11 protein-coding genes and 1 other RNA gene are annotated in these 15,008 nt (G+C 44.2%); 1 reads left to right on the top strand and 11 read right to left on the bottom strand.

Annotated elements, in window-relative coordinates; all coding sequences use genetic code 11:
- Positions 1-173: 173 nt before the first annotated feature.
- The 10 genes from I3255_RS07335 to ffs form a co-directional block, all read right to left on the bottom strand.
- Positions 174-1,841, bottom strand: a complete 1,668-nt coding sequence (locus tag I3255_RS07335; RefSeq protein WP_238038418.1) for a dipeptide ABC transporter ATP-binding protein — start codon at positions 1,839-1,841, stop codon at positions 174-176.
- Positions 1,842-1,857: 16 nt separating this feature from the next.
- Complete coding sequence (locus I3255_RS07330; RefSeq protein WP_238038417.1) at positions 1,858-2,871, bottom strand: ABC transporter permease; 1,014 nt, start codon at positions 2,869-2,871, stop codon at positions 1,858-1,860.
- 98 nt (positions 2,872-2,969) lie between these two features.
- On the bottom strand, positions 2,970-4,040 hold the full coding sequence (yejB, locus tag I3255_RS07325) for a microcin C ABC transporter permease YejB (protein WP_238038240.1): 1,071 nt from the start codon (positions 4,038-4,040) through the stop codon (positions 2,970-2,972).
- Positions 4,041-4,141: 101 nt separating this feature from the next.
- Positions 4,142-4,921, bottom strand: coding sequence for a hydroxyacylglutathione hydrolase (gene gloB, locus I3255_RS07320; protein ID WP_238038239.1), 780 nt, complete (start codon positions 4,919-4,921; stop codon positions 4,142-4,144).
- A gap of 145 nt (positions 4,922-5,066) precedes the next feature.
- On the bottom strand, positions 5,067-6,899 hold the full coding sequence (locus I3255_RS07315) for an extracellular solute-binding protein (protein ID WP_238038416.1): 1,833 nt from the start codon (positions 6,897-6,899) through the stop codon (positions 5,067-5,069).
- A gap of 281 nt (positions 6,900-7,180) precedes the next feature.
- A complete protein-coding gene (gene serC, locus I3255_RS07310) occupies positions 7,181-8,317 on the bottom strand; it encodes a 3-phosphoserine/phosphohydroxythreonine transaminase (protein ID WP_238038238.1) in 1,137 nt (378 codons plus the stop codon).
- Positions 8,318-8,409: 92 nt separating this feature from the next.
- Positions 8,410-9,324, bottom strand: a complete 915-nt coding sequence (locus I3255_RS07305) for a DNA polymerase III subunit psi (protein ID WP_238038237.1) — start codon at positions 9,322-9,324, stop codon at positions 8,410-8,412.
- Between the two features lie 62 nt (positions 9,325-9,386).
- Positions 9,387-12,275, bottom strand: coding sequence for a M48 family metalloprotease (locus tag I3255_RS07300; RefSeq protein WP_238038415.1), 2,889 nt, complete (start codon positions 12,273-12,275; stop codon positions 9,387-9,389).
- A 39-nt stretch (positions 12,276-12,314) separates the two neighbouring features.
- The gene (locus tag I3255_RS07295) at positions 12,315-12,911 is read right to left on the bottom strand and encodes a LemA family protein (protein ID WP_238038236.1); all 597 of its coding nucleotides are present in this window, start codon (positions 12,909-12,911) and stop codon (positions 12,315-12,317) included.
- Between the two features lie 208 nt (positions 12,912-13,119).
- Positions 13,120-13,216, bottom strand: an RNA gene (gene ffs / locus I3255_RS07290) — signal recognition particle sRNA small type.
- A gap of 246 nt (positions 13,217-13,462) precedes the next feature.
- Here ffs and I3255_RS07285 point away from each other — a divergent pair.
- Positions 13,463-14,179, top strand: a complete 717-nt coding sequence (locus tag I3255_RS07285; RefSeq protein ID WP_238038235.1) for an SIMPL domain-containing protein — start codon at positions 13,463-13,465, stop codon at positions 14,177-14,179.
- Positions 14,180-14,284: 105 nt separating this feature from the next.
- Here the strand turns inward: I3255_RS07285 and I3255_RS07280 are convergent, their stop codons facing one another.
- Entirely contained in the window at positions 14,285-14,977 is a 693-nt protein-coding gene (locus I3255_RS07280; RefSeq protein ID WP_238038234.1) for a DUF4124 domain-containing protein, read from the bottom strand.
- Positions 14,978-15,008 lie beyond the last annotated feature (31 nt).

Here is a 15,008-nt window from a genome sequence, read left to right as displayed (position 1 = left end):
ATCCTTTTCAATGATGATTTTAACCGCGATAACAATAATTCTAGTCAGTTGATAAAGGCTAATGAGCGTTTGCCAATAGCAAAGTAGATAAGTATATGTACAGCAAAGATGTTTGAATAAAGCAAACCACTGTCTAGCATGATTGTACCACTGCCTTTTTTGGTATGTCGCTATTATTGTGTACTGCTCGCCTTTAATAACTGCTTGGCATAGGGATGCTGAGGGCGACTAAAGATATCTTCGGTACGCCCAGACTCCACGCAAGCGCCTTGTTTTAGTACCATAATATGCTGACATAGTGCGCGTACTACTTTGAGATCATGACTGATAAAGACATAACTTATTTGCAGCTTTTGTTGTATTTCACGTAATAAACTAACAACCGTCACCTGCGTGGTGCTATCGAGCGCAGAGGTAGGCTCATCCAATATGAGTAAGCTCGGCTTCATAATGAGTGCACGCGCCAATGCCACACGTTGACGTTGACCGCCGGACAGCTCATGCGGATAACGCTGCGCGAATGCTAAAGGCAAATGGACGGTAGCCAAACTCTCCATCACCGCCTGCTGACGAGCAGCCTTATTCACGCCTTGTACCAACAATCCTTCTTCCACGATTTGCATGACTGTCATACGAGGGTTAATACTGGCAAATGGATCTTGAAATACCATTTGGATCTGCGAGCGAAAGTTACGTAGCGCTTTTTTGGATAATGCCGAGATGTCTTGCCCGTTGACCACTATCTGTCCACTCACAAGTGCTTGATTGCTTAGCAATTGACTAAGTGCCAATGCAATGGTGGTTTTTCCAGAGCCAGACTCACCGACGATACCCAGTGCCTGTCCTTTTTGCAGTGTCATATCGACATCTTTGAGCGCATCGAACCAGCGCTTGGTGCCCCCAAATAGGCTTTTTTCAATTGGGAATTGCACTTTAAGATTACTCACTTCTAGTACGCTTGATTGTTTATCTACGTTATCGTCTGCTATAACTAACGCTTGGCCAAAGTCTTGCTTGATAAGGGTACGCGTATAGTCGGCTTTAGGCTGATTAAATACCGCCGACGTTTGACCCTGCTCAATCGTCTGGCCTTGGCGCATCACGATGATCTCATCACTATAACGCCTAACCAGATTGAGATCGTGGCTGATTAATATCATCGCCATATTATGCTGGTGTTTGAGTTCATTCAGTAGCGCTAAAATCTCATGCTGTAATGTCACATCAAGTGCAGTCGTCGGTTCATCAGCGATCAAGATATCAGGCTGCTGAGCCAATGCCATCGCAATCATTACTCGCTGACGCTGACCACCTGATAACTCATGTGGATAACGATTCAACTTGTCAGCAGGATCGGTGATATTGACATCATTTAGCAAGGCAATGCTGGTGTCTCGCCATTGCTTTTTGGGTACGCCGCTTAAACGCAGCGACTCAGCAATTTGTTTAGCGACCGTATGTAGCGGATTCAGCGCTGTCATCGGCTCTTGAAACACCATACCGATCCGCTGCCCACGAATAGCACGTAATGCGGCATTACGCGATTTGTCATTGGCTATCGGTAGTTGAGACATGCCTGCTGCGCTTGCTAACTGAACCTCACCCCTAATCGTCAAACTCTCTGGTAGCAGACCTAGTAACGCAAGACTGGCAATCGATTTGCCAGATCCTGACTCACCAACGATAGCCAAAGTTTGCCTTTGTCTTAGCTCATAAGACAGCGCATCAACCAGCTGGATGCCTGTAGCAGTTGTAATACTTAGGCTATCTACTGTCAGCATGAGCTTGTTTTGCGCGCGATTAAGACTTTCATTTGGCGCGTTGTATTGCTCGGTAGCCATAATATTTTCGGTCATATCAAGAGCGCCTCGGATCAAACGCATCACGCAGTGCTTCGCCGACGAAGATGAGCAATGACAAAATAAAGGTCAAACTAAAGAATCCTGACAAGGCCAGCCAAGGGGCATCAAGGTTATTTTTTCCTTGTACCATCAGCTCACCTAAAGACGGTGAGCCAGGCGGCAACCCATATCCCAAAAAATCCAGCGCGGTCAACGCAATGATATTGGCCGTTAAGATAAACGGTAGCTGCGACAAGCTTGAGGCCAATGCATTGGGTAAAATATGCCTGAGCATAATCTGGCTGTCCGAAACACCAAGATTACGCGCGGCACGCACATAGTCAAAATTACGGGCACGTAAGAATTCTGCTCTTACCAAACCGACCAGACCCATCCAGCCGAATAACAGCATCATAGCAAATAACATAGTAATACTGGGACTAAACAGACTGACCAAAATAATAATCATAAACAGCTGAGGCATGCCGCCCCATACTTCCATAAAGCGCTGCCCAGCCAGATCTACCCAGCCGCCGTAATAACCTTGTATTGCACCGACAATAATCCCGATGAGAGCACCAGCGAGCGTCAGCGCCAGACCAAACAGCAATGAGACGCGCATACCATAAAGTATCCTTGCGAGCACATCGCGACCCATATCATCAGTACCAAGCCAGTTCTGAGCGTTTGGAGCCGCTGGATAAGGTAGACCAAGCTCGACATTTGGTGTCTGATCAGCAAACGGAATAGGCGGCATCACATAATAGCCTTGCTCATCAATCAGTGACTGTACTGCAGGGTCTTTATAATTGGTTTCGGTTTCGAACACGCCACCAAACGTTGTTTCAGGATAGGCCTCTAATACCGGAAAGTAATAATCGCCTTGATACTGCACTATCAGTGGCTTGTCGTTGGCGATGACATTGGCCGCCATGCAAATGACAAATATCACCGCAAAAACAAACAGCGATATCACCCCAAGACGATTTTGGCGAAAGCGATTGAGTCTGGCTTGCCATATAGGGTTCAATCGTTGCTTTTTTGTGGTAGATAGCTGCTCAAGCATTGGCGCTTTATCTGGTTCGCTATTAATAGGACTGCTCTTTGATGAAGATTGATTACTTGACATTAGCGCCCCTCAAAATCAATACGGGGATCAATTAAGTGATAGCTTAAGTCGCTGATTAATTGCAGTAGCAGCCCCACTAAGGTAAAGATAAATAGCGTGCCAAATATCACTGGATAGTCGCGTTGCTGAATGGCCTCAAAACCTAACAATCCCAAACCATCTAGTTTAAAGATAATCTCAATCAAAAAGTTACCGGCAAAGAAGATACCAACGATAGCGGCTGGGATACCTGCGATGATAATTAACATGGCATTGCGAAATACATGACCATACAACACCTGACGCTCACCCAGTCCCTTTGCGCGAGCGGTCAATACATACTGCCTGCCTAGCTCTTCTAAAAAGCTAAATTTGGTCAAGTATGTTAGGCCCGCAAAACCACCTACGGTACTGGCGAGCAACGGTAGTGCCAAGTGCCAAAAATAATCTTTAACCTTACCAAGCGCGCTGAGCTGGTCAAAATTTTCGGACGTTAGTCCCTGTAGCGGGAAAATATTCCAGTAGGTGCCACCTGCAAAAAATACCAATAAAATCACTGCAAACACAAACACAGGTATCGCATGTCCGGTAGCCAGCAGCATAGCAGTGAATTTATCAATACCTGAGCCATGATGCATCGCTTTATATACCCCTAATGGAATGGCGATCAGATAAATGAGCAGCGTACTCCAAAGCCCAAGTGATATCGAAACTGGTAGCTTCTCCACAATCAGATCCGTCACCGATTGCCCTTTAAAAAACGACTCACCGAAATCTAGCTGAGCGTAATTTTTTAACATGAGCCAAAATCGTTCTGGTGCCGATTTATCAAAGCCGTACTGGGCATTAATAGCAGCGACCATTTCCTCAGAGAGACCGCGCGTTCCTTGATAAGTGCTGTCATTGCCACCTGCACTACCCGCGCCAATATTACCACCAAGCGCGTTATCTTTTGCGCCCTGCTCAATAAGGGCAAGCTGCTGCTCAACAGGTCCGCCTGGTGCCGCTTGTACGATTACAAAGTTGGCAAGCAATATCAAAAATAGTGTCGGTAATATCAGTAGTAGTCTTTTTAAGATATAACGACCCATAATGGCGACTTCCTAAATAAAGAGAGAGGGCGATGACTACAGCAGTATATTCTTTCGTGCTAAAGGTCTACACAAACACATCTATGTATTAAAAACTTGCATTAAAAATTATTTTTCAGCTCGCGTAACGCTGCAAATACTGCCAAAGATTTCTCATCGTCGATAGTTACTTTTGATTTAACCCCTGCAATCACACTTGGCCCTTGGGTTCGCAAAAACACGTTTATCGCACGCTCATGCTCTAGCGTCACTGGCAGTGTCGGCGCACCTTGTGCAGTTTGTGCCTCAGCTTGCGCTAGTGCTTGTTGCATTGCCTCGTTGTCAGGCTCGATAGACAATCCAAAGCGTAGGTTACTAGCCGTATACTCGTGCGCAGGATACAGTAGTGTCTCATTAGGCAATTCATTTAGACGTTTAAAACTATCATGTAACTGCTCGATCGTACCAGTAAAAACACGTCCACAACCTGCACTAAATAGAGTATCACCGCAGAAGCAGTGTTTTTGCCCATCGATATCTAAGATATAAGCCATGTGGCTGGCGGTGTGTCCTGATACATCCCAGACTTGTGCAGAGCAGCCCCATGCGCTCACTGTGCTGCCATCTTTGATGGTTTGATCCTCATCAACCCCATGCTCACTATGTGCAACCAGATGAGTCATTGGATACGACTCCTGCAATTCTGCCACACCACCAATATGATCATGATGATGATGCGTGGTCCAAATCGAGGTTAGCTCTAGTCCATGCGTCTCTAGATAATCGATAACTGGCTGGGCTTGACCTGGATCAATGACGATCGCCTGCTTATTATTTTCATTAATTAAGGTCCAAATATAATTATCATTAAACGCTTTAATGGGGTGAATACGGATACTCATGTCAAATCCTTACCAGTAGTTATTTTTTTGCTCGTTATTTTGAATTATTTCGCTTTGATTTTACTTCTCGTTTTTACTGCGTGGTGACAGCTTATACGTTTGACAGTCAGCTATTACTAAACCAGATCCTGTCAAAAGGTATTGCTTACTGCTTCAAATATTTGTTGATGCGTCCTTCTGCCTCTTTATCCACCCACCAGTAATCGATGCCGACGGCGTTGGTCGGTAATGTGTCTGTATGACGGTATTGATCCCAATAAGCAACATTGGTGCCAGACTTGCCATATAATGGTACGACATAATGACCCGCTCGCAACAACCGATCAAGCACCTGCGTATATAACACAATTTCGTCACGATTTTTGGCATTCCCAAGATCAGCAACCACCTGATCGATGGCTACATTTTTGATACCAGCACTGTTGTGATTGCCAGGCTCATCAGCCGCCGCACTACCCCAAAATGCAGCCTGCTCAGCACCAGGGGACAGACTTTGGGCAAACACATCGACGACCATATCATAATCAAAACGGCGCGTTCGCTCATAATATTGCGGCCCATCCACTTGGCGCAAGGTTGCCTCAAATCCTAAGCGTTTTAAATTACGAATATAAGGCAACAAGACACGGCCCATGGTCTCGCCTGTCATCAAAATCTCAATTTGGGCAGGCTGACCATTCGGCTGATATAGCTTCATATCATCATAATAAAATCCAGCATCTAACAATAACTGCCGCGCTTTTAGTAAGCCTTGTCGATTAAAGCCATTGCCATCACTGGTGGGTAGCTGCCATTCTGCTAAGACGGCTTTACGCTGAATCGGTTCAAGCTCAGACAATAAAGGCGTTAACACCTGCATCTCTTCACTAGACGGTGTACCAGTTGCCGCAAGCTCCGACCCGTGAAAGAAACTCTGCAATCGCTCATACTGCCCGTAAAACAAAGTTTTATTCATCCACTCAAAATCATAAACAGCCGTCAGTGCTTGGCGCACCCGTATGTCCTGAAAGATTGGGCGGCGCAAGTTCATTACCAACGCCTGCATTGGTACTGGATTTTGACTGGTTATGGTCTCTTTTTTGATAAGACCTGCTTTCACTGCAGGGAAATTATAACCACTCACCCAATTTGATGCTTTGTTTTCAGGGCGAAAACGGTATTGACCAGATTTAAATCCTTCAAAGGCAATCTCATCACTTTGATAATAAACGAACTTAATCATGTCAAAATTGTAGCGACCACGATTGACCATCAAATCACGACCCCAGTAATTGGGATCACGTATGTAGCTCACCGAACGCCCTGCATCGACGCGTCCCAGCTTATAAGGCCCACTACCCATCAAGGGTGTCAGACTGATCTTTTCAAAATCTGTATCGATTGAGGATTTTGCAAAAACAGGAAACTGACCAACCGTCAGTAGGATTTCTTTGTTCTCAGCAGAGGCAAAGACAAATTTGACTTGCTGCTCGTCAATAATTTGAATGTCCTTGATATCACCCAAATAGCTGCGAATATACATCGGACCTTTATTCAATATTGCATCAAAAGTCGCTTTGACATCATGACTGGTCACAGGTGTCCCATCCCAAAAACGGGCGGCAGGGTTGATGTGATAGACAATCCAGCTCGTATCTTCTGGATCATAGGTTACCTTGTTTGCCAGCTGTGGATACATGGTAAACGCTTCATTTAATGAGCCCGTCATCAAAGTATCATACAGATAATCCGTACCGATCATCGCCACACCCGTCGTCATCCATTTATTAGCACTGTTGAACGTACCGCGGGTATCTAGCGACAGCGTACCACCTGACGGCGCTTTTGGATTGGCATAGGGCATATAAGGTGCATTAATGTACTCAGTCGGGCTATTGTGCCCAAGCGCTGTCGTTGTGATAGGTGCAGCAATACTGCTCGGTATCCAGCTGACGGTGATGGCTAGCAAAAAAGCTTTTAGCAGGGCATTTTTTTTCATCATAACGTTATAACAAACCTCTATGCTAACCAATGCGAGTATCAAAAATTAAGCGCTGACGGCAAAATAGCGATATAGCAAAATTTTATCATAACAAACTTAGGTTTTTTAACCTAATGGTTTGCTATGTTACGCGGCATCAGTGCGACATCCATCAGTATTAGATGTAATGGCAGCAGATATTGAACGCTTCTTCCTAAAACTACGCATCGATAAATATACTCATAAAAAAAGACGCAACTTGTAAAAGCGGCGTCTTTTATTTTAAAGGCTATTATGACTTATGCATGCTTTTTTTCGAACGCTATCATAAAGTCGACTAATTGCTGTACCCACTCAAGTGGTACGGCGTTGTAAATACTGGCTCGCATACCGCCCACATCGCGATGGCCTTTTAGATTGAGCAAACCAGCTTTTTCTGACTCTTCTAAGAACACTTTATCAAGGCTACTATCCGCTAAAGTAAATGGCACGTTCATGATAGAGCGATATTGAGGATCGACTGGGTTGTTATAAAAAGGGCTGTCGTCAATTGTTTTGTAGAGCAGATCTGCTTTTTGCTGGTTGATTTTGCCAATAGCAGCCACACCGCCCTGCTCTTCCAACCAATCAAATACCAGTCCTGCTAAGTACCAAGAGTACGTCGCGGGCGTGTTAGACATAGATTCTTTATCTGCTTGGTGCTCATAATTCAGTAGCATGGGGCACCACTCACTTGCCTGCCCCAACAGATCATCACGGATGATTGCAATGACCAAACCTGCAGGACCAATGTTTTTTTGAGCGCCCGCGTAGATCATGCCAAATTTAGACACGTCTATCGGCTGTGACAAGATACACGATGACATATCAGCAATGATTGGCGCCTCTACTTGTGGTGGCTCGAATATCTGTAGGCCATGAATAGTCTCATTGGCACAGTAGTGAAAATAAGCGGCATCGTCACTCACATTCCAATCACTTTGGGCAGGTACAGTCGTAAAGTTGTCCTCTTTACCAGTCGCAACCAAGTTTATCTTACCCAGACCAAGTGCTTCATAGCGCTGAGCTTCTTTAATCGCCTTACCTGACCATGCACCCGTCGTCAAATAATCGCCGCGTCCACCATTTAGTAGGTTCAATGGAATCGCAGAAAACTGCAAGCTAGCGCCGCCTTGTAAAAATAGCACTTTATAGTTATCTGGGATCTCCATAAGCGTGCGTAGCTTAGCTTCTGCTTTGTCAGTGATCGCCATGTACTCTTTGCTACGGTGACTGACTTCCATGACCGATAGGCCGCGACCTTGCCAGTCGAGCAATTCGCTCTGAGCACGCTCCAATACGGATGTTGGCATCGTGGCAGGACCAGCACAGAAGTTTGGCAGACGATGCGGGGTACTATTATTAGCAGTGGGTGTAGACGTTTGGGTTGTAGACATGATCACAGTCCTAGGTATGATGAAATAAAGAAGCGACCTTTATTTCAGTTTGTTGATAAAAAAATTTACATCAATATCAGTTTTAATATAGCTCAATGAGATATGCGCTCCCACAGCTGACGTTTAGCATCACTATCTGCAATCATGTCGTCTAATGTAGGCACAGTCATAAGGTTGGGGTGCTGAAGACCTTCAGGTAGTACTGTTAAAGCAGCAACTTTTATCTCTTCGCGCAGACCAATTCTAAAGACATATCCAGCAAGGCTGGCATTGGCAAGCTCTACTGTGTCCATACCGGCACAAATTGGGAATGAGGTCGTCTCATGAGTCATTGAGAGTGCTTGAGTGATATTATTCCATAGCTTTTGGCTATCACTATTAAGTGCTTGAATATCAACCAATATCACCCAGTCACCATAGCGTCCACCTTGTAAGCTAAATGGTGCTACCTTTTTCAAGCTGTCGTCGTTTACACTATCACTATTATGACTGCTTTGAGACAATTGATGTGACGCAATAGGCGCAGTTGTTGACTGCACTGCTTCATCTATAAAAAATGCGGCGGTTTGGTTTGATTCGATATCTGGACTATTGTGAAGACGAGTTACATTTGAATTAGCAGATGCCTCATTGCTCACACTATCAAAACTATAGGTGACTGGGCTTTGCTCAGTGGCTGCCTGTTCATGAATACCTAGACCATGAGCATCGTTATTCACATTGTCATGGTCACTGCTATAAAAGTCATTCGTATCATAACCACGGGTCGGCTGATCGACTGTCTCTATGGTTTCAGCGATGGCTCCAGCGCTCGCGGGTTCATTATTTGCGGATTCAGTATCAGTAGAGACAGTATTTGAGTGCTCAACCGAATCTATCATGATATCCGCTATATTTACGGTATTTGACTCAGGCCGCACCCATTGATTGATACCCATCATCGCTAGGATTTGGCGTTGCTGCACACGGCGCTGCAATACACTTAGCGGGTCTTGGATATCACTCATACGACTCTACTATCCTAATTATGTTGTATATATAGTTTTCTAGAGGGTTTTGGTAGTTCTTATCAAAAAAGCTGCCGAACGCCTAGCCAGCGCTCTGACATTGCGAGCAGGCAATCATATTCATCTTGGCTGATTATCGTATCGTGTAACATCACGGTATGCAATGTACTTAGCCATTGTCGATACTCATGATGAGCATATCTTACCGTGCTATCGTCATTATAATCTATTTGACTACCATCCTGTTGTCTCTCTGGATAATTACTACTATCCAAAGTATTTATTGGGCGCTTGATAGAATGATTAGTAGACGTAGGAACCATAGCAATAATCGCTAATAACTGAATACTATTTAAGTGTTGTGCCGTTAATAACAACCATTGCAAGTTGACATCGCTCACTGTCGTCAAATCAATATCAACCAAACGCGCATGACGTCTTAAATCTACAATGTAATGCGCCACACTCTCATCACCTTCACTCAATAATGAGCGCTCATACATTGAGATCATCTGACCTTTAGCGTCTTTTGATAGGCGATAAGCCAGTAGAACCACCATCGACATCTGAGCATCGCTCAGTGCTTCAAATACTTGCCCTGAAGGATCTAGCTGTACCTTCATTCCTTCTATACCAGTTTTGAGTGTCTGTGAGGATAGAGTTTGCGCATCCGTATCGCGTACAACCTCAGACAATATCGGTAGTAACTGCTGTAATTGTAATGCTTGCCAGAGTGACAGTATGGGTGATTTTTTCCTCTCTACAGCTAATGAATGATTGAATGAATTCGCTGCTGAGTGAGAGCGATCACTCGATATTTTTTGATCTGCAGAATCACAAGCTAAGCTTTTGGTTAAATCAGATGTCATCTGTTGGTTAAACAACTCAACTATGCCTTGTTGATAACGCAACAACATCGTACGGCATTCTGCTTGTTTTTTATAGTACTGATCGCTTTCGTGACTGTGTTCGCTGTCACTTTTAAGCTTTAATTTTTTGATATGTATTTCAGATAAGTCATGTCGACGTAACTGGGCTAATGCAAATACAATCAAAGCACTGTCCAAACGTCTATCCAAATTGGCCACTATGGTCAGTAGCTTAGCATCTATCCTATGCGGTAATACTTGCTGATGACTAGTAGTGTCACTTTCAATAGAAAAGCCCTCACCCCAAATATCTGCCAAACCATATAGTGCATTTGTTGACAGCGGTCGGCTTTGATGGCAAAGCATTACTGCTTCTATTAGCGCTTGCGCACCAAGTGGATGATAAATATGATCGAGTATATATTGCGGGAGTGACACCTTTTGAATATCGCTCGCTTCAATCAGTGTATCTTTTGGCAGGTCAGCGTCAGGTTTGGCCTGCCAAGGCTTCAGCAAATTATCGGTATCTATAGGTGCTATTTCTACCTGCAAGCGACCATCGATAATTGTATCTACCTCTTTAGTGAACTCAAGACCTTCATCTGTCTGGCTCTCACTGTTATTTGTAGCTTTATCAAGAGTAGCGGTCTGCTTATGGTCTTCTTCTATATCAATATTGAATAATGATTGATGCGGTAATTGAGACTTTTTCTGTGAATTTTCACTTAGGCTATTTTCTGTAATACCTCCCCAGTTTCCTGAGCGACGCTGCCGATATATTTCTTTTATTTTCTGCTGATTGATGCGCTTTTCTTTAGCGACTTGTACGGCAAACTTGCGATAGGCATCAGCATTAATGGCACTCATACGCTCTGTCAAGCTTGGATGAGTGGCAAACCAAGACACATCACCCAAGTCCGCGCCACTACTGGCAAAGAAAAAATGGCTGAGTCCGTTGATATCAGCAATACTCGATAATCGTGAGCCAAGTGAATCTTGGTGAATAGCTTTTAAAGTTTCTATGATCGCAGGCGAGCGCGTTAACTGCACGCTGGTTGCATCAGCAAGTAACTCACGCTCACGATTAAAGCTATGCTTAATCAACTGCGCACTTGCCATACTTGAGAAACTTAGACCATGGAGCAGTAATGTCCAGACACTACGGGGTGCTTGACGATCAATCGCAGGTCTGCTTTGCACCCACCGAGACTCACGTTTAGCTGAGGCCTGCTGTTGCTGTGATTGTGTCTGCCAGTACGCAACCCACTCACTGTGCGTGGTAAAACGGGCGGTCTGTGCCTCTATACTGCGTGCACGACTGTCAACTTGTCTCTGTGAAAAAGGAATATCGGTGGCAATTGTATTATCAAGATGGCGACTGTTAGGAATTGAATCGCTCCAATCATATAATATCTGTAGCCCAGCTAATACCACCATCAGCTGTAGATTGAACGTGGCATCACCATGCAATATATGACCATACTCATGACCAATTAGCCCGTATAGCGCCTCATCAGACAGCTTATCTAGCGCACCTTGGGTGACGACAAGTACCATATCTTGGCTATGACGACCCGCGACGAAGCCATTAATACCTTGCTCATTAGGCAATACATATAAAATCGGTGTACTCAAACCTGCCGCAATCGCTAACTGATGGGCAATTTCATAATAACGACGATAGACAGGTGGAAAGTCGCGCTCATCGCGTACGGCTATATGACGTGAGCTATAGTGAACTTTCTCTTTGGTTTGATGTTGATGCGCAACCCCATGACTGTGCTCCCATGGTGCCTGACTGTTATCAATAAATAGTCTGACTGCCCCTACTCGCTGAGCAATAGCGCGACCACCCGCTCTCAAGCGCCGATATTCTAAAAAACTCCCACCAACGAAACTGCCTAATATAAAGAGAATGACGAGTATCAACACCCAATGATATATACCACCCGTGAATATCGTTAACAGCAGTCCCATGATAGCCAGTGCCACCGCCATATGAGCAAGCACAATCAGAAAAAACAGTCCATAGAGTAATAGACTGCGCCGTGTACGTACCCGCTGTTCACCAAAAAAATCCATCAACTGGGCTACCTAACATTGGCCAAATTTATCTAAATCCTAGCCCAGATTAACATTTGGTGCTTTGGCAATGGCATCTCTGTCTGCGAATACCAAAGGACTAAGCGGACGAAAGCCAAAAGTCGTACTGACAAGATTGTTAGGAAACACTTCACGATCATTGTTGTAGAACATCACGCTATCATTATAATGCTGACGAGCAAAACCGATGCGATTTTCTGTGTTGGTCAGCTCATCCATCAACTCTTTGAGCATACTGTCCGCTTTGAGCTCAGGATAGGCTTCTACCACTGCCGAAAACTGACTCAACGCTTTGGACAACATGCCTTCTGCTTTGGCAAATAGTGCCATGTGCTCTTGTGAGTCTGGCTGATGCTTATGCGAATCTTGTAGATTTTGAGCATGATTGCGTGCGCTAATAACTCTTGTCAGTGTCTCTTCCTCGTGAGTCAGATAACGCTTGGCTGTTTCGACGAGATTTGGAATCAAATCATGGCGACGTTTGAGTTGCACATCTATCTGCGCAAAGCCGTTCTTTGCTTGATTACGTGCACGTACCAATTTATTAAATATGGACACCCCAAATATAACGATTAGCACCACAAATACAATGAACAACCAAACAAACATCTTCATAACCAAACCTCAAAGTATCCAGAATGTTAATAAACGTTAATACATTGTATTTTAACGCATATTAATCAATGAAGCTTTTAATTTAAATAAGAAACCGAATAAAAATTGAGACAAAAAAAGCCCTTTACAATGAAGGGCTTAATACAGAATACCAATATATTGGGTACTTTATTAGAATATCTATCAAATTTTAGACAAAAAAAAGCGACTCCATCAGCACATCCTCGGCACACATCAAATCTATTACCGTTGCTACCTTCCGGTCCTGGCGGGATTCATAGAACAATGTTGCGAGGCTACCAATGGAGCCACCGGATGAGATTATACAAGGATTTTTTAACTTTACAACCCCTATCTCAAAACTGTTTGTTTTAATCGAAAAATAACCCAGTAACCTAGCTCACAAAATTCTCACAGCAACTTATACAGATTTTGCTATTTTAGTGAATGAAGTTGCACACATGTCCGCATTTAGAAAATGAGATGCACAGCTTCCCATATGAAAATGGATTTTAAAAACATTCATATGAAAACTAATTTAGGAGATAATAATGAAAAATGCTCTACTGAATAAAGCGGCACTCGCCTCTGGTACGGTTTGTTTAATGACTGCAATGATGGGCAGCGCCCACGCAGAGCCAACAGGCTACGACCAACTGACGTTTCAGACAGAAATAAAAGAAGAAATCCAAAACGATGAAGTACGTGCCAGCTTATATAAAAAAGCACAAGCAACTGACGCTAAAACATTAGCGACAATGCTCAACACGTCAATCAATAATGCCATGAAAATTGCCAAGCGCTACCCAAGCGTGACTGTGAGCACCGGGCAGCAGCGTACCTATCCACGCTATGACAAAAACGACAAAATCATTGGCTGGACAGGTCAAGCAAGCATAGACTTGAAAAGTACAGACTTTGCAGCAACCAGTCAGCTGATTGCGGATCTACAAGAAACCTTAGTCATGGACAATCTTAACTTTGGCGTCTCAGATACCAAAAAAGATGCGCTAGAGCAAAAACTAATGACCGAAGCATCTCGCGCTTTTCAGCAGCAAGCGAAGAGCCTAACTCGTGCTTGGGATGCACGCGGCTATCGCGTCGTGAATGTTAATTTGAATACCGGTAGCAACTATCCACGTCCAATGTATAGCGCTATGAGCATGAAATCAGGAATGGCAGACGAGTCAGTACCAAGCCAAAGCTTTGAGTCTGGTAACAGCACTATCTCAGTCACTGCCAATGGTACAATCGAGCTGACCAAATAAATAGTAATAAGCTCATATAATGTTAAATAGAATCAACAAATAATAATGAGGGCAGACGCGATGATCACGTCTGCCCTTTTTATTTATATATTACTAATGACTTTGTTACTGAGATACAGCGTCATTACCGCGCATTTTTAACAAGACCTTTTGGTGCCATGGTAAGCGCTTATAAGCCAAAAGCTGCTCGGCAAGCTTCTTCTTATTCTGTAGAATCAGGGTGTTTTGAATGACATATACCATGCGATTGACTTGCTGTCCTGTTTGTCCTGATACCTTCTTAACTACAGCGCGGATGCTATGAGGGCCTGGCTGCAGATCGACTGTCGCGACAGAAGCACTTAATCCTTGGGCGATTTCTTTATCATCCAAATAGATACTTACTTGATCACCATTCTGTAGCGCAGGCTTTACATCAAGCGCGATGACGATACTCTGTGCAGGACGCTGATAGGCACGCTCAGTACTCGGCTCAATCATACTCAACTGATAGTTGATATTCACCGCAGGTTTGGTGGCAGCGGCGGCTGGAAGGTCAGTATTGCCTCTGACCTCACTTGGCGTGCCTTTTGGGGCGCTACTTTCGCCGGTATTGACGCTGGTCTGGCTGACTTGTTTTCCTGCTTGATCCTCATAGGACTGCGGACGATCGGTAAAAGTTACTTGACCTGTCTGCTCATCAATCACTTTGTAGATGGGTGCTGCATTGCTGAGAGGCGCACAAAGGCTAGCGATGATAGCCAATGCTCCTAACTGTATATTGCCTCGTAACAAATTCCGCTTTGATAACAAACTCATAGTCAGTCAACCTAATTAGTATTTACTATTA

The sequence above is a fragment of the Psychrobacter sp. Ps6 genome (assembly GCF_022129235.1).
Lineage (GTDB): Bacteria > Pseudomonadota > Gammaproteobacteria > Pseudomonadales > Moraxellaceae > Psychrobacter.
The sequence above is the reverse complement of the archived record's forward strand: the minus strand, read 5'-3'. Positions and strand labels throughout refer to the sequence as shown.